This is a genomic window from Streptomyces bungoensis (genome assembly GCF_001514215.1).
GTDB classification, from domain to species: Bacteria; Actinomycetota; Actinomycetes; order Streptomycetales; family Streptomycetaceae; genus Streptomyces; species Streptomyces bungoensis.
Map to the genome: position 1 here is coordinate 87,323 of NZ_KQ948871.1, position 15,764 is coordinate 103,086.

Sequence of the window (15,764 nt, forward strand, 5' to 3'; positions counted from 1 at the left end):
GGTCCTCACACCTCCTCGGGCTCGGTGAGCAGCGGGTAGACGCCGTTCTCGTCGTGGTCCTCCCGCCCGGTCACCGGCGGGTTGAACACGCAGATGCAGTGGAAGTCCTCCTTGACGCGCAGCGTGTGCCGCTCGTGCCCGTTCAGGAGGTACATGGTGCCGGGCGTGACGGTGTAGGTCTGCCCGGTCTCGCGGTCCGTCAGTTCGGCCTCGCCCTTGGTGCAGACGACGGCCTCGATGTGGTTGGCGTACCACATGTGCGTCTCGGTCCCGGCGTACAGGATGGTCTCGTGCACGGAGAAGCCGACCCGCTCCTTGGCGAGGACGATCCGCTTGCTCTCCCAGGTGCCGGACTTCGACTTGACGTGCCGGTCGGTGCCTTCGAGTTCCTTGAACGATCGGACGATCACGTGGTGCTCTCTCCCGGTTGGTCGGAGGGTCGGTCGGGCGGTTTCCCGTTCGGGCGCTTCGCCGGTCAGGCGGTTTCCCGGACGGCGCGGGCGAGGACGCTCAGCCCCTCGTCCAGTTCCTCGGGGGTGACGGTGAGGGCGGGCAGCAGCTTGACGACCTCGCCCTCCGGGCCGGACGTCTCGATGAGCAGCCCGAGTTCGAACGCCCGGCGGGCGATCCGCGAGGCCCGGTCCTTGGCGTGGAACTCCAGGCCCCACACCAGTCCGCGCCCGCGGTACTCCTTGACGTCGGCGAGGTTCTCCTCGGTGATGGCGATCAGCCCCTGCTCGACCTGCTCCCCGCGGGCACGGGTCTGCTTCTCCATGGCGGAGCCGTCGGTCCAGTACGTCTCCAGCGCCGCGGTGGCGGTGACGAACGCGGGGTTGTTGCCGCGGAAGGTGCCGTTGTGCTCGCCCGGCTCCCACAGGTCCAGCTCGGGCTTGAACAGGCACAGCGACATCGGCAGGCCGTAGCCGCTGATCGACTTGGAGACGGTGACGATGTCGGGCGTGATCCCGGCCTCCTCGAAGGAGAAGAAGGCACCGGTGCGGCCGCAGCCCATCTGGATGTCGTCGACGATCAGCAGCATGTCCTGCCGCTCGCACAGCTCCTTGAGCGCGCGCAGCCACTCGGGCCGGGCCACGTTGATGCCACCCTCGCCCTGCACCGTCTCCACGATCACGGCGGCCGGCTTGTTGAGCCCGGAGCCCTGGTCCTCCAGCAGCCGCTCGAACCACAGGAAGTCCGGGACCCGGCCGTCGAAGTAGTTGTCGAACGGCATCGGCGTGCCGTGCACCAGCGGGATGCCCGCGCCGGCCCGCTTGAAGGCGTTGCCGGTGACGGCGAGGGAGCCGAGGGACATGCCGTGGAAGGCGTTCGTGAACGACACGATCGCCTCCCGCCCCTTCACCTTCCGGGCGAGCTTCAGCGCCGACTCCACGGCGTTGGTGCCGGTCGGGCCCGGGAACATGACCTTGTACGGCAGGTCGCGCGGGCGCAGCACCAGGTCCTGGAAGGTCTGCAGGAAGGACCGCTTGGCCGTGGTCGACATGTCCAGGCCGTGGGTGATCCCGTCCCGCGACAGGTAGTCGATCAGCGCCCGTTTGAGGACCGGGTTGTTGTGGCCGTAGTTGAGCGATCCGGCCCCGGCGAAGAAGTCGAGGTACGCGTGGCCGTCCTCGTCGTACAGACGGCTGCCCTGCGCACGGTCGAACACGGTGGGCCACCCGCGGCAGTAGCTGCGCACCTCGGACTCGACGGTCTCGAAGACGCTGAGGTCGGGCTGGGTGATGGTCACGGTGAAGGGCTCCTCAGTGCGCGGTGGCGGGGGTCAGCGGGCCGATGCGGTACAGGACTTCGGGGTCGTGCGGGCCGTCCGGGAACAGTCCGGCGGGGAACAGCACCTCGCGGGTCAGCCGCGCGCCGTGCCGCTCGGCGAACGAGCTGAACAGGCGCTCGGAGGCGGTGTTGCCGGGTGTGATGGTGGTCTCCACGTCGGTGATCGCGCGCTCGGCGGCGAGCCGTGCGGTCAGCCCGTCCAGGAGCGCGGCGGCGATGCCGTACCCCCGGTGGGCGGTGTCGACGGCCACCTGCCAGACGAGCAGGGTGCCGGGGCGGTCGGGTCGCACGTAGCCGGTGACGAAACCGACGGGCTCGCCGTCCGCGCCGCGCGCCACCGCCGAGGTGGCGGCGAAATCCCGGCACCACAGCAGATAACTGTACGAGGAGTTCAGGTCGAGGGTTTTCGAGTCTTTCGCGAGACGCCAGAGCGCGGCTCCGTCCGTCACCGCCGGTCGGTCGATGAGCAGGTCTGCGGGTGCGGCAGTCATGCGGCACGAATTTAGCGAGGCAAATTGAAGAATGCACGAGCGAGGTGCCGTGAAGAGACTCCGGAACATCCGATATGTCGGATTTACCCCCGGGAAAACCGGGACATATCTCTACCTGTGTGGAGTGTGTCACAGCCCGGAAACCCGCCTGCAAACTCTCTTGTTTAGCCCTGTGGGAACCGGGCAGAAGAAGACGGGAAGCTATCGTTCAATGAATTCGATGAAATTGTGAAGCTGATTTGAATTCCGGGACCGCCCATGAAAACGGCCCGCACATTCCGTGCGGGCCGCTGTTCGTCGTGCGGTGCTTCTCAGCGCCAGGCCTCCGCCACCGCGTCGCGGGCGGCCGCGGGGTCCACCGTCAGGCCCCGCTCCTCCAGGGCCCGCCCCAGTGCCGCCAGGCACGCCCGCACCGCCTCCGGCGTGGCGTCGGGTCCGTAGTGGTTGACCCGGATCATCTCCCGGGCCAGGGCGCCCCCGCCCGCGGCCAGCGGCAGCGCCGGGTCGTCCGCCAGGGCCCGGGCCACCAGTTCCGAGGCCGCGACGCCCGACGGCACCCGGAGGGTCGTGGCGACCGGCGCAGCGTCCCCCGCCTCGTGCACGTACGGCTCCAGACCCCCGCCGAGCGCCACCGCACCGGCCCGCGTGGCCAGCGCGGCCCCGCGGTGCCGGGCCGTCACCGTCTCCAGGCCCGCCGACTCCACCCGCTCCAGGCACGCCTCCAGGGCCAGCATCTCCAGCTGGGCCGGAGCGTGCGGCAGCGCCTTGCGGCCGGCGTCGAGCCAGCGCTCCTTCCAGTCCAGCAGGGACAGGTAGGAGCGGCGCGGGGCGCCGGGGTTGGCCGCCATGCGGGCCCAGGCCCGCTCGCTCACCGAGATCGCCGAGACGCCCGCCGGGCCGCCCAGCGCCTTCTGCGCGCCGATCACGCACAGGTCCACGCCCCACGCGTCCGGCAGCACCGGCTCCGCGCCGACGGAGGCGACCGCGTCCAGGTAGAACAGCGCGCCCCGCTCGCGCACCACCTCGCCGATCGCGGCGACCGGGTTGGTGTTGCCGGTCGCCGCCTCCGCGTGGACGAGCGACACGAAGTCGATCTCCGGGTGCTCGTCGAAGGCGTCCCGGATCTGCCCGGCGGTCACCGCCGTGTGGAAGGGGACGGCCAGGTCGTGCACCGTCGCGCCGGAGTCCCGCAGCCAGTGGCCGAACGTCTGGCCGTACGGGCCCGTGATCACGTTCAGCGCCACCGTGCCCGGACCGGCCGCCGCACGGATCGCGCCCTCCAGCGGCAGCAGCGCCTCGCCCTGGGTGACCAGGACGTCCTGCCGGGTGTCCAGCAGCCGGGCCACCCGGTCCTCGATCGCGGCGAACCGCTCGGCACTCAGCGGGGGCAGGTCCAGGAAGGGGTGCGTCACGGCGGTGCTCTCTTCGCTCTCGGAGATCGACGGTATCGACGGTGTCGACGGGGAGGTCAACTCCCTCGATCCTAGGTCGGGCTCCCACGCGACCATCGGTTTGGTTTGAGGGACCCCAACATCTCCTTATAATCGGAAGTCACAGTTCCCCCACAGGAGACATTCCTCATGAAAACCCCCCTCGGGCGCCGGACCCGCATCCTGGCCGCCACCACCGCGACCGCCGCTCTCGTGCTCGTCGCGGCCGGCTGCTCCTCCAGCGACTCGGGGAGCGGCGGGAAGACCACCGTCAAGGGCGTCCACCTGGTCAAGGGCGGTCAGCTGACCACCTGCACCCACCTGCCGTACCCGCCGTTCCAGTCGGAGATCGACGGCAAGGTGCAGGGCTTCGACGTCTCCCTCGTCGACCTCGTCGCCAAGAACCTCGGCGTCAAGCAGCAGATCCTCGACACGCCGTTCGAGAACTTCAAGACCGGCGCGTTCCTCAACTCCGGCCAGTGCGACCTGGCCGCGGCCGGCATGACCATCACCGCCGAGCGCAAGAAGAACGTCGACTTCTCCGACCCCTACTTCGAGGCCACCCAGGCGGTGCTCGTCGCGAAGAGCAGCGGCATCACCTCCCTCCCCGACGTCAAGGCCAAGGGCAAGAAGCTGGGGGCCCAGGCGCAGACCACCGGCGAGGACTACGCCAAGAGCAAGGGCTTCGACCCGGTCTCCTTCCACTCCTCCGACGCGGTCCTCAACGGCCTGCGCACCGGCCAGGTCCAGGCGGTCGTCATCGACTACCCGGTGGTCCAGGGCTGGCTGAAGGACAAGGCCAACGCGGACGCCTTCAAGGTCGTCGGCAACCTCAAGACCGGCGAGCAGTACGGCTTCACGGTCAAGAAGGGCAACAGGCCCCTGCTCGACGCCGTCAACAAGGCCCTGAAGGACGCCAAGGCCGACGGCACCTACAAGAAGATCTACGAGCAGTGGATCGGCCCGTACGACGCCTCCGCCGCCTCCCCGTCCGCCTCCTGAACCCATGACCGACACGGACACCCGCGTCCAGCCCCGCAAGACCGGGCTGACCCGCAGGCAGAAGCGCCGGCTCTCGCGCGGAGCGCAGTACGCCGTCTTCGCCGCCGCGGTGATCGCCTTCGCGGTCACCGCGGACTGGGGGCGGCTGCAGAACCAGTTCGCGCAGGTCGACATCGCGCGGCAGCTGTTCCCGGACCTCATCACGGTGGCCCTGAAGAACACCGTGCTGTACACCCTGTCCGGCTTCGTGGTGGGCCTCGCCCTCGGCCTGGTCATCGCCCTGATGCGGCTGTCGTCCGTGGGGCCCTACCGCTGGCTCGCCGGCGTCTACATCGAGATCTTCCGCGGCCTGCCCGCCCTGCTGATCTTCATCTTCGTCGGCGTCGGCCTGCCGCTGGCCTTCCCCGGCATCCAGTACCCGGGCGGCACCTACGGCAAGGTCGCCGTCGCCCTCGGCCTGGTCTCCGCCGCGTACATGGCCGAGACGATCCGCGCGGGCATCCAGGCCGTGCCCAAGGGGCAGACGGAGGCCGCCCGCTCACTCGGGTTCTCGCCCGCCCGGGCCATGGTCTCCATCGTCCTGCCGCAGGCCTTCCGGATCATCCTGCCGCCGCTGACCAACGAACTCGTCCTGCTCTTCAAGGACTCCTCGCTGGTGCTGTTCCTCGGCGTCACCCTGGAGGAGCGCGAACTGTCCAAGTTCGGCAACGACCTGGCCAGCACGACCGCCAACTCCACGCCGATCCTGGTCGCCGGCCTGTGCTACCTGCTCATCACGATCCCGCTCAGCCTCGTCGTGCGCCGCATGGAGGCCCGGGCCCAGAGGGAGATCCGGTGACCCGCCCCGAGATCCGCGTCGAGGACCTGCACAAGTCCTTCGGCGGCAACCACGTCCTGCGCGGCATCGACCTGGAGATCGCCCAGGGCGAGGTCGTCTGCGTCATCGGCCCCTCCGGCTCCGGCAAGTCGACCCTGCTGCGCTGCGTCAACCTCCTCGAGGAGCCGACCGGGGGCCGGGTCTTCGTCGGGGACACCGAACTCACCGACCCGGACGTCGACATCGACGCCGTGCGCCGCCGTATCGGCATGGTGTTCCAGCAGTTCAACCTCTTCCCGCACCTGAGCGTCACCGAGAACCTCACCCTCCCGCAGCGCCGGGTGCTGCGCCGGGACAGGGCGACGGCGGCGCGCGTCGCCGCCGAGAACCTCGCCCGGGTCGGCCTGTCCGAGAAGGCGGATGCCTTCCCCTCCTCCCTCTCCGGCGGCCAGCAGCAGCGCGTGGCCATCGCGCGCGCCCTCGCCATGGGCCCGGAGGTGATGCTCTTCGACGAGCCGACCTCCGCGCTCGACCCGGAACTCGTCGGTGACGTCCTCGCGGTGATGCGCCGGCTCGCCGAGGACGGCATGACGATGATGGTCGTGACCCACGAGATGACCTTCGCCCGCGAGGTCGCCGACCGGGTCGTCTTCATGGACGGCGGCGTGATCGTCGAGGAGGGCAGCCCGGACCGGGTCATCGGCGACCCGCGGCACGAGCGCACCCGCCACTTCCTGTCCCGCCTGCTCGACCCGGCGATGGCCGAGGTGGAGGAGGAGACCCCGGACCAGGTGGGGAAGGCGGAGGCGTAGCTCACTACGCTGCACTGCATGAGCGATGACGCGGTGCTGCACGTGAAGGGGCGGGTCCTGGCCGGGCCCGAGGACGTCCGCGACGAGCTGTGGGTGGTCGGGGGCCGGATCTCCTACGACCGCCCGGCGGGCGCCGGGGACGTCACCACCGTCGAGGGCTGGGCGCTGCCCGGCCTGGTCGACGCGCACTGCCACGTCGGGCTGGGCGCCGAGGGCCCGGTCGACGCGGAGACCGCCGAGAAGCAGGCGCTGACCGACCGCGAGGCGGGCACCCTGCTCATCCGGGACGCCGGCTCGCCCTCCGACACCCGCTGGGTCGACGACCGGGACGACCTCCCGAAGATCATCCGCGCCGGCCGGCACATCGCCCGCACCCGCCGCTACATCCGCAACTTCGCGCACGAGATCGAACCGGACGACCTGGTCGCGTACGTCGCGCGGGAGGCCCGGCGCGGCGACGGCTGGGTCAAGCTGGTCGGCGACTGGATCGACCGCGACCTCGGCGACCTCGCCGCCTGCTGGCCCCGCGACGCGGTCGAGGCGGCCATCGCCGAGGCCCACCGCCTCGGCGCCCGCGTCACCGCCCACTGCTTCGCCGAGAGCTCGCTGCGCGACCTGGTCGAGGCGGGCATCGACTGCGTCGAACACGCCACCGGCCTCACCGACGACCTGATCCCGCTGTTCGCCGAGCGCGGCGTCGCGATCGTCCCCACCCTGGTCAACATCGCCACCTTCCCGCGGCTGGCCGCCGGCGGCGAGCGGCGCTACCCGCGCTGGTCGGCCCACATGCGCAGGCTGCACGAGCGCCGCTACGACACCGTGCGCGGCGCCTACGACGCCGGCATCCCGGTGTACGTCGGCACGGACGCGGGCGGCTCGCTGGCGCACGGGCTGGTCGCGGCCGAGGTCGCGGAACTGGTCACCGCGGGCATCCCGCCGGTCGAGGCGCTGTCGGCCACCGCGTGGGGCGCGCGGGCGTGGCTCGGCCGCCCCGGCCTGGAGGAGGGCGCACCGGCCGACCTCGTGGTCTACGCGTCCGACCCGCGCGCGGACGTCCGCACCCTGGCGGCGCCGCGCCGGGTGGTGCTGAACGGCCGGATCGTGGAGTAGCGGGCCGCCGGCCGGCCGGCGGGAACGCCTGTACCCGTCCACTCGAACCGGCGTGCGGAAAGTCCACGAAGGGGTGAAGTAACGCAGGATCGCTGACCGTTCACCCACAGTGCGTAATGGTTGACGGGTCCCGAGCATGTCCCGTCTGGGGGTCCCACGCCTTGAACAGCACCAGCTTCCGCCTGCCCGCACGCCGTCTGGCCGCCGTCGCGACGGTCACCGCCCTGTCCGCGGCGCCCCTCGCGCTGGGCGCGGGCGCCGCGCACGCCACCGCGCGGCCCGGTCACGCCTCCGCCGTCGTGCTCCGCACCGGCCTCGACGTGTCCCTGCTCAACAAGTCGGTGAACGTCCCGCTCGCCGTGTCCCTCAACGAGGTCCAGGCGCCGCGCAGCGCCGACCGGACGGCCCTCGCGGCGCGCCTGGACGGCGTCGACGGGGGCAGGCCGTTCACGGTCCTCGGCGCGCAGGTCGCCACGGCGAAGGCCACGGTGACCGGCCGGCGCGCGCAGGGCTCGGTCCGCCTCGCGCACGCCAGGCTGCATGTCCCCGGCCTGCCCCTGCTGTCCGTCGTCGAGGTCGGCGCGGTCACCGCGCAGGCCACCTGCGAGGCGGGCCGGGCACCGTCCGCCTCCGCGAACGTCCTGGGCGCGGTCACCGTCCTCGGCAGGCGCACCACCCTCACCGCGGGCGGCCCGACCGACGTCAAGGTCCCCGGTATCGGCGAGGTCCGCCTCGACCTCTCCCAGCGCCGCACCACCTCGAGCACCGCGGCCGCCACCGCCCTCGAACTGAAGGTCTCCGTCAACCCGCTGAGACTCAACGTGGCCGAGGTGCACGGCACGGTCACCCTGGCGAAGGCGACCTGCGAGACGCCCGTACCGGCGCGCCACCCGGCACCGCACCCGGCCCCGAGCCACGACCCGGCCGCCGGCACCAAACCCCAGGGGGCCCGTGCGGACCTCGCGGAGACGGGAGGCAGCCCGGCGACGCCGTACCTCGCGGGCGGCGCGCTGGCGCTGCTGCTGGTGGGCGGGGGAGCGGTGACGGTGGCACGGCGCCGCAGGGGCTGATCACCGGGAGGTGGGCGGGCGTCACGGCAGCGCGTCCGACAGCGCGCGCAGGAACCCGTCCACCGTCCCCCGGTCCCGCACGGCGACCCGGACCCACTCCTCCCCGAGCCCGGGGAACGTGTCCCCGCGCCGTACCGCGTACCCCCGCTCGCGCAGCCGGTGCCGTACGACGGCGGCCGCGTCCATGCGGACCAGCACGAACGGCCCCTCCGCGGGCGACACCACCCGCACACCGCGGGACGCGAACGCGGACAGCCCGGCCACCAGATGGGCCCGGTCCGCCGCGATCCGGTGGGCGGCGTGCGCCGCCTCCGCCAGCGCCCGCGGTCCCACGCACGCCCGCGCCGCCACCAGCGCCGGCGTCGACACCGGCCACAGCGGCTGGACCCGCGCCAGCTCGGCGACGACGTCCGGGGGAGCGAGCACGTAACCGATCCGCAGCCCGGCCAGCCCCCAGGTCTTGGTCAGGCTGCGCAGCACCACCAGCCCGGGCACGTCGGTCCGCCCCGCCAGCGCCTCCCGCTCGCCGGGCACCGCGTCCATGAACGCCTCGTCGACCACCAGCACCCGCCCGGGCCGGGCGAGCCGGACGACCGCCTCCGCCGGGTGCAGCACGGAGGTGGGGTTGGTCGGATTGCCGATCACCACCAGGTCGGCGTCCCCGGGAACGGCGGACGGATCCAGCCGGAACCCCTCCGCCTCCCGCAGCAGCACCCGGTCCACGCTGTGCCCCGCGTCCCGCAGCGCCGCCTCCGGCTCCGTGAACTGCGGGTGCACGACGACCGGCCGCCGCACCTTCAGCGCCCGCGCCAGCAGCACGAACGCCTCCGCCGCGCCCGCCGTCAGCAGCACCCGCTCCACCGGCACCCCGTGCCGCGCCGCCACCGCCGCCCGCGCGGCCCGCCCGTCCGGGTAGGCCGCGAGCGACGACAGGGACGCGGCCATCTCCTCCCGCAGCCAGGCGGGAGGCGTGTCCGCACGGACGTTGACGGCGAGGTCGACCAGCGCCGCGCCGTCGTCGCGCACTTCGGCGTCCCCGTGATGGCGCAGGTCCGGCCCCGTCCCCTCAGTGCGCATGACTGTGCGAGTGCCCCCCGTGAGGGTGCCCGTGGTGGTGCCCGTCGTCGTCCGGGTGGAAGTGCGGCTGCTGCGGCAGCCCCACCTTGTCCTCGAAGCCGGGCAGCGCGATCCGGTACACGCACGAGTCGCAGTTCATGCGCAGATCGCCCTCGACGGCCTCCGCGTACCGCTCCATGACCAGGTCCAGCAGCTCCGGCTCGGGCCCGATGACGTCGGCCGACCGCACGTCCGCCTCGGGGTGCGCGGCCGCCCACGCCCCCGTCTGCTCCCGCACCCGGTCCGGCAGGATCCCGGTGAACAGGAAGTAGGGCAGCACGACGATCCGCCGCGCCCCCAGCCGCGCGCACCGGTCGAGCCCGGCCGGCACGTCCGGCGCCGCCAGCGACACGAAGGCCGTCTCCACGCCGGCGTACCCGCGCCCCTCCCACAGCAGCCTGGCCGCCTTGTACACCTCGGCGTTGGCGTCCGGGTCCGTCGACCCGCGCCCGACCAGCAGCACGGTCACGTCCGAGCGGTCCGTGCCGCCCAGCACCTCGTCCAGCCGCCGCTCCAGCACGTTCAGCAGCGCCGGGTGCGGGCCCAGCGGACGGCCGTACGTGTACGAGACGCCGGGGTGCCGCTCCTGCTCGCGGGCCAGCGCGGCCGGGATGTCGCCCTTGGCGTGCCCGGCGGACACCAGCATCAGCGGGACGGCCGCGAACCGGCGCACCCCGCGCTCCACCAGCTCGGTGACCGCCTCGCCCAGCGGCGGCGGGGACAGCTCGATGAAGCCGCCCGCGACGGGCAGTTCGGGGTGGCGGCGGCCCAGCTCCCGTACGAAGGCGCGGAACGCCTCGGCTCCGGCCTCGTCCCGGGTGCCGTGGCCGGCGACGAGCAGGGCGGGCGGCGGCGGGGTGGTCACAGGTTCTCCTCGGGCGATGCGAGCGGATCAGGGGAAGTGGGGTGGTACAGCAGGGCGTTGAGCGCGGCCGCGGCGACCGCCGAGCCGCCCTTCTCGGACACGTTGCTCACGGCGGGCAGCCCGCTCGCGCGCAGCGCGGCCTTGGACTCGGCCGCGCCGACGAAGCCGACGGGCAGGCCGATGACGAGCGCGGGGGAGGCGTCCAGGGTCAGCAGCTCCTCCAGGGCGGTCGGCGCGCAGCCGATCACCCACAGGGCGCCGGGCCCGACCTCCTCGTACGCGAGCCGGACCGCGTGCGCCGAACGGGTCAGGCCCGGACCGGACCCGGCGTCCTTCAGCCGGCAGACGGTCTCGCGCCCGGTGATGCCGGCCGCGACCATCTCTACGTCCACGACGACCGGCGCCCCGGCGTGCAGCGCCGCGTGCCCCTTCACCAGGTCGTCCTCGGCCGTGACCAGGTCGGTCGCGTACTCCAGGTCGGCGGCGGAGTGGATGACCCGCTCCACCACCGCCCGGGTCAGCGGCGGGAAGCGGGAGGTGTCCAGCCGGGCGCGCAGCCGCCGGAAGGACTCCTGCTCGATGGGGTGCACCACGCGGTTCACCGGGCGCCCTCCTGCCAGCGGTAGCCGCGCGGGGTCACCATGCGCCCCGCGACCGTCCGGGTCGCGGTGTTGCCCACGGTGACGACCGTCATCATGTCGACCGTCGCCGGGTCGAGTCCGGCGAGCGTCGTGACCCCGCTCGACCCGTCCGGCCGGGACGCGTTGCGGACGACCCCGACCGGCGTCTCCGGGTCCCGGTGCTCCGCGAGGATCGCCAGCGCCTTGGGCAGCTGCCAGTCCCGGCCGCGCGAACGGGGGTTGTAGAACGTGACCACCAGATCGGCCTCGGCCGCCGCCCGCACCCGCCGCTCGATGACCTCCCACGGCGTGTGCAGGTCGGACAGGCTCAGGGAGACATGGTCGTGGCCGAGCGGCGCGCCCAGGATCGCGGCGGCGGCCAGCGCGGCCGTCACCCCGGGCACCCCGACCACGTCGATGTCGTCGGAGGCCTCGGCGAGCGCCGGGGAGGCCATCGCGTACACGCCCGCGTCACCGCTGCCGATCAGCGCCACCGCGTGCCCCGCGCGGGCCTCCGCGACGGCCGTACGGGCCCGCTCCTCCTCCGCGCCGAGCCCCGACTCCAGCACCCGGGTGCCGGGGCGCAGCAGGTCGCGGATCTGGTCGACGTACTGGTCGAGCCCGACCAGCACCGAGGCCCGCCGCAGCTCGGCCGCCGCGCGCGGGGTGAGCAGGTCCCGGGCGCCGGGCCCGAGCCCGACCACCGCGAGCCGCCCGCGCCCCGGACGCCGTACGACCGCGCAGGTCGCCATCGCGGGCCGCCCGTCGCCGCGCACCGACTTCCGCTTGGACACGAGGAGTTCACCGCCGCGCGCCAGGGCGGCCGCCTCGGCGACGGACGGGGTCCCCACGGCCGCGAGCGGCGCGTCCGACGGGTGGGGCACCGCCACGGCCGCGAGTTCCGCGGCCGGGTACGTCACCACGGGCACGCCCAGCCGGGCGGCGGCGCCGGTGATGCCCGGCTCCTCCGACTTGGCGTCCACGGTGGCCAGTTCGGCCACCGACGCCACCGCCAGCCCGGCGTCCGCGAGCGCCTCCTCGACCAGCCCGAGCACCTCGTCCACCGGAGCCCCCCGGGAGGCGCCGACCCCGACCACCAGGGACGGCGGCCTGAGCAGCACCTCCCGCTCACCCGGCGCGATCGCCAGGTCGGTGAGCCGCACGGTGTACGCGCCCCGCGCCGAGGTGGGCAGCGCGGGCAGCGGCCAGGGCAGCTCGGTCTCCAGGGCGACCGGTTCGCCGTCGAGCAGCGCCCGGGAGACCGCCGCCACCGCTCCCTCGCAGGGGAACCCGAGCGTGTCCAGACCCGGCAGCCCGACGGCGTCCGTCGCGGTGGTCACCACCGGCTCGGCCCCCAGCAACGCGCCCACCTCGCGGGCGAGTTCGTTGGCGCCGCCGCCGTGCCCGCCGACCAGGGACACCGCGAACCGGCCGCCCTCGTCCACGCACACCACACCCGGGTCGGCCGCCTTGTCGCCGAGCAGCGGCGCGAGCAGCCGTACCGTCGCGCCCGTCGCCAGGAAGCACACCAGCTGGCCGCACTCCGCGAACGCCGCCCGCACCGCCTGCCCGACCGGACCGTCGTACACCCGCGTACGGTCCGGCCAGGCCGCGGCCAGCCGGTCCCGCGCCACCGCCCCCGCCGCGGTGGCGGAAATGAGGCCGATCACTGCACAACTCCTTCGTTCGACACCGGGGTTCTGACGCCCCACAGCAGAAAGACCGGATTGGCGGCCGCCAGCCGGGTCACGTCCCCCGGCAGCGGCGCCAGCCGTGCGGACTGCAGCAGCACCCCGTCGCAGCGGAGCCCCGCACGGGTCAGCGCCTCGCGAGCCGCCGGCACCCGGTCCAGCGCGGCCAGGGCCACGACGACGGCCCGCCGCGCCCGCCGCGCGCACGCGCCCACGACGGCGGGCAGCTCGCGCCCCCCGCCGCCGACGAACACGGCGTCGGGATCGTCGGCCAGCCCGCTCAGCGCGTCCGGCGCCGAGCCGTGCACCACGTCCACGTCCACCCCGTGAGCGGCCGCGTTCGCCCGGATCCGGTCCACCCCGTCGGCGCTCTTCTCCACGGCGACGACGGCCGCGCCCAGCCGCGCGCACTCCACGGCCACCGAACCGGAGCCCGCCCCGACGTCCCACACCAGGTCGCCCAGGCGCGGGCCCAGCCGGGCGAGGGCCAGCGCCCGCACCTCGAACTTGGTGATCATGGAGTCCCGGTGCGCGAACGCGCTCTCCTCCAGGGCCCACCCGGCGGGCCGGTCCGGCACCCCCGCGACCGTCCGCGCGGCACCGAGCGCACGCCGCTCGTCCAGGCACAGCACCACGCTCACCGCCGCGCCCCAGTCCCGGGCCGCCGCCTCCTCCGGCGACACCCGCTCCACGCGCTCGCGCTCCGGATCGCCGAGCGCGCTCGCCACCACCAGCACCCGGCCGGCGCCGCCGAGCCGCGCCCCCAGCTCCGCGGGCCCGGAGCCCGGGCCGGTCAGCACGGCCACCTTCGGCTGCGCCCGGCACACCTGCACGGCCGTCCGCAGGTCCCGCCCGTGCGCGCTCACCACGACCGCGTCGTCCCACGGCAGCCCGATCCGCGCGAACGCGGCGGCCACCGAGGACACCCCCGGGCGCACGTCCAGCAGCCCGGCCCCGAACCGCTCGGCCAGCGCCCGCACGATCCCGAAGAACCCGGGATCCCCGGAGGCCAGCACGACCACCGGCAGCTCCTTGCCCGCGTACTCCCCGATCGTGTCCAGGGCGGGCGCCAGCGGCCCCAGCACGATCCGCTCCGCGCCCTCCGGCAGCCGTACGGCGTCCAGGTGGCGGCGCCCGCCGACGACCAGGGCGGCCCCGGCGAGCACGTCCGTGGGGACCGGCGCCCCCGTGCCCGTGCCGACGACCGTGATCAACGCTTCGCCCGCTGCTCGCGCAGCGCCCGCCGCGCCTCCGGGTCGGCCTTGCGGTAGCCGTGGAAGTGACCCGGGTGGTACAGGTGCGAGCGGGTGCCGTGGGCGTCCAGGGCGGGACCGACCAGGAACAGCGTGTGCTTCCAGAGCCGGTGCTCCTTGACCGTCTCCTCCAGCGTGCCGACCGTGCACCGGACGATCAGCTCCTCCGGCCAGGTCGCCTGGTACGCGACGACCACCGGGGTGTCCGTCGGGTAGCCGCCCTCCAGCAGCTCGCGCACCAGCTGCCCGCTGCGCGCGGCGGACAGGAAGATCGCCATCGTCGTCCCGTGCCGGGCGAACTCGCGGACCTCCTCCCCGGGCGGCATCGGCGTCTTGCCGCCGCCGAGGCGGGTGAGGACCACGGACTGGGCGACCTCCGGAACGGTCAGCTCACGCTGCGCGAGCGCGGCCACGGCGGAGAAGGACGACACCCCCGGCACCACCTCGGTCGCGATGCCCAGCTCGGCGCACCGGTCCAGCTGCTCCTGCGTGCCGCCCCACAGCGCCGGGTCGCCGGAGTGGATCCGCGCCACCCGCAAGCTCTCCGCGCGGGCCCGCCGGTAGACCGCGACCACGTCCTCCAGCGACATGGCCGCCGAGTCCAGGACCTCCGCGTCCTCGCGTGCGTGCTCCAGCACCTCCGCCTGGACCAGGCTCGCCGCCCAGATCACCACGTCGGCCTCCGCGATCGCGCGCGCGGCCCGGAACGTCAGCAGGTCGGCGGCGCCGGGGCCGGCACCGACGATCGTCACCTTGCCGGTGGGGGCATCGGCCATGGGAAGGGGTCCTCTCGTACAGAGATCGCGCGTCGGGGTCGGTCGCAGGCCGCGCACGCGGCCGGAGAGCCGACCGGGGAACGCGGGTCGGAAGCGGATGAAATGTCAGGGTCTGGGGGAGTGCGGACAGCCGTGGATGTGCGCGAAGGCACCTCCATCGGATAGCAAGGGGCTATGGCGGTCTTCGTCGCGCTCGGCGCGTTCCTGATGACGCTGGCCGGCGGCTGGACGGCACAGCGCGTGACCGACCGTCGCCATCTCGTCCTGGGACTGGCCGGCGGGCTGATGCTGGGCGTGGTCGGCCTCGACCTGCTGCCCGAGGCACTGCGGGCGGCGGACCGCGAGATCTTCGGCGTGCCCGCGGCCCTGCTGCTGTTCGTGGCGGGCTTCCTGCTGGCCCACCTGGTGGAGCGCACCCTGGCCGCCCGCCAGGCCGCGCACGGCGCGGGCGACCACCACAACCACCGGGCGCCCGAGGTGGGGCTGACGGCGGCCGCCGCGATGGTCGGCCACAGCGCCATGGACGGCGTGGCGATCGGCGCCGCGTTCCAGGTGGGCACCGGCATGGCCACGGCCGTCGCACTCGCCGTGATCGCGCACGACTTCGCCGACGGCTTCAACACCTTCACCCTCACCAGCCTGTACGGCAACGACCGGCGCCGGGCGATAGGCATGCTCGTCGCCGACGCCTGCGCCCCGGTCGTCGGCGCCCTGTCGACCGCCTTCTTCCACATCCCGGAGCCCGTGCTCGGCGGCTACCTCGGCCTGTTCGGCGGCGTCCTGCTCTACCTCGCCGCCGCCGAGATACTTCCCGAGGCCCACCACGAGCACCCCGCCCGGTCCACCCTGCTGTGCACGGTGGCCGGCGCGGCCTTCGTCTGGCTGGTGGTCGGCCTCTCCGGCGGCTGACCGCCGCACCCCGC

16 protein-coding genes are annotated in these 15,764 nt (G+C 73.8%); 6 read left to right on the top strand and 10 right to left on the bottom strand.

Annotated features, from left to right (window positions below; all coding sequences use genetic code 11):
• Nucleotides 1–5 precede the first annotated feature (5 nt).
• The 4 genes from AQJ66_RS30860 to AQJ66_RS30875 form a co-directional block, all read right to left on the bottom strand.
• Entirely contained in the window at nucleotides 6–410 is a 405-nt protein-coding gene (locus AQJ66_RS30860) for an ectoine synthase (RefSeq protein ID WP_061928517.1), read from the bottom strand.
• Between the two features lie 65 nt (nucleotides 411–475).
• On the bottom strand, nucleotides 476–1,747 hold the full coding sequence (ectB, locus tag AQJ66_RS30865) for a diaminobutyrate--2-oxoglutarate transaminase (RefSeq protein WP_061928519.1): 1,272 nt from the start codon (nucleotides 1,745–1,747) through the stop codon (nucleotides 476–478).
• A 13-nt stretch (nucleotides 1,748–1,760) separates the two neighbouring features.
• Entirely contained in the window at nucleotides 1,761–2,279 is a 519-nt protein-coding gene (ectA, locus tag AQJ66_RS30870) for a diaminobutyrate acetyltransferase (protein WP_061928521.1), read from the bottom strand.
• Between the two features lie 311 nt (nucleotides 2,280–2,590).
• A complete protein-coding gene (locus AQJ66_RS30875) occupies nucleotides 2,591–3,691 on the bottom strand; it encodes a pyridoxal-phosphate-dependent aminotransferase family protein (protein WP_061928523.1) in 1,101 nt (366 codons plus the stop codon).
• A 168-nt stretch (nucleotides 3,692–3,859) separates the two neighbouring features.
• On the opposite strand from AQJ66_RS30875, the gene AQJ66_RS30880 reads away from it, so the two are divergent.
• The 5 genes from AQJ66_RS30880 to AQJ66_RS30900 all read left to right on the top strand — a co-directional run bounded on the left by AQJ66_RS30880 (nucleotide 3,860) and on the right by AQJ66_RS30900 (nucleotide 8,520).
• On the top strand, nucleotides 3,860–4,711 hold the full coding sequence (locus AQJ66_RS30880; RefSeq protein WP_061928525.1) for a transporter substrate-binding domain-containing protein: 852 nt from the start codon (nucleotides 3,860–3,862) through the stop codon (nucleotides 4,709–4,711).
• 4 nt (nucleotides 4,712–4,715) lie between these two features.
• A complete protein-coding gene (locus AQJ66_RS30885; protein ID WP_061928527.1) occupies nucleotides 4,716–5,549 on the top strand; it encodes an amino acid ABC transporter permease in 834 nt (277 codons plus the stop codon).
• A complete protein-coding gene (locus AQJ66_RS30890; RefSeq protein WP_061928530.1) occupies nucleotides 5,546–6,340 on the top strand; it encodes an amino acid ABC transporter ATP-binding protein in 795 nt (264 codons plus the stop codon). Before AQJ66_RS30885 ends, AQJ66_RS30890 begins: the two co-directional genes overlap by 4 nt.
• Before the next feature lie 18 nt (nucleotides 6,341–6,358).
• Complete coding sequence (locus tag AQJ66_RS30895; protein ID WP_061928532.1) at nucleotides 6,359–7,450, top strand: amidohydrolase family protein; 1,092 nt, start codon at nucleotides 6,359–6,361, stop codon at nucleotides 7,448–7,450.
• Between the two features lie 161 nt (nucleotides 7,451–7,611).
• On the top strand, nucleotides 7,612–8,520 hold the full coding sequence (locus AQJ66_RS30900; RefSeq protein ID WP_061928534.1) for an SCO1860 family LAETG-anchored protein: 909 nt from the start codon (nucleotides 7,612–7,614) through the stop codon (nucleotides 8,518–8,520).
• A gap of 21 nt (nucleotides 8,521–8,541) precedes the next feature.
• On the opposite strand, the gene cobC is transcribed toward AQJ66_RS30900, so the two are convergent.
• Genes cobC through cobM form a run of 6 tightly spaced genes read right to left on the bottom strand, consistent with a single transcriptional unit; the run spans nucleotide 8,542 to nucleotide 14,841 of the window.
• Entirely contained in the window at nucleotides 8,542–9,597 is a 1,056-nt protein-coding gene (gene cobC, locus AQJ66_RS30905) for an Rv2231c family histidinol phosphate aminotransferase CobC (RefSeq protein ID WP_079060529.1), read from the bottom strand.
• Nucleotides 9,587–10,501 (bottom strand): sirohydrochlorin chelatase, encoded by a 915-nt coding sequence (locus AQJ66_RS30910; RefSeq protein WP_061928537.1) that lies wholly within the window; start codon nucleotides 10,499–10,501, stop codon nucleotides 9,587–9,589. Before AQJ66_RS30910 ends, cobC begins: the two co-directional genes overlap by 11 nt.
• The gene (locus AQJ66_RS30915) at nucleotides 10,498–11,103 is read right to left on the bottom strand and encodes a precorrin-8X methylmutase (RefSeq protein WP_061928539.1); all 606 of its coding nucleotides are present in this window, start codon (nucleotides 11,101–11,103) and stop codon (nucleotides 10,498–10,500) included. Before AQJ66_RS30915 ends, AQJ66_RS30910 begins: the two co-directional genes overlap by 4 nt.
• A complete protein-coding gene (gene cobJ / locus AQJ66_RS30920) occupies nucleotides 11,100–12,791 on the bottom strand; it encodes a precorrin-3B C(17)-methyltransferase (RefSeq protein ID WP_061928541.1) in 1,692 nt (563 codons plus the stop codon). The genes AQJ66_RS30915 and cobJ overlap by 4 nt, the downstream gene beginning before the upstream one ends.
• Entirely contained in the window at nucleotides 12,788–14,026 is a 1,239-nt protein-coding gene (locus tag AQJ66_RS30925; protein WP_061928543.1) for a bifunctional cobalt-precorrin-7 (C(5))-methyltransferase/cobalt-precorrin-6B (C(15))-methyltransferase, read from the bottom strand. The genes cobJ and AQJ66_RS30925 overlap by 4 nt, the downstream gene beginning before the upstream one ends.
• Nucleotides 14,023–14,841, bottom strand: coding sequence for a precorrin-4 C(11)-methyltransferase (gene cobM / locus AQJ66_RS30930; protein ID WP_061928552.1), 819 nt, complete (start codon nucleotides 14,839–14,841; stop codon nucleotides 14,023–14,025). The genes AQJ66_RS30925 and cobM overlap by 4 nt, the downstream gene beginning before the upstream one ends.
• Before the next feature lie 174 nt (nucleotides 14,842–15,015).
• Here cobM and AQJ66_RS30935 point away from each other — a divergent pair, with 174 nt between their 5' ends.
• On the top strand, nucleotides 15,016–15,750 hold the full coding sequence (locus AQJ66_RS30935; protein ID WP_061928554.1) for a ZIP family metal transporter: 735 nt from the start codon (nucleotides 15,016–15,018) through the stop codon (nucleotides 15,748–15,750).
• Nucleotides 15,751–15,764: the final 14 nt, after the last annotated feature.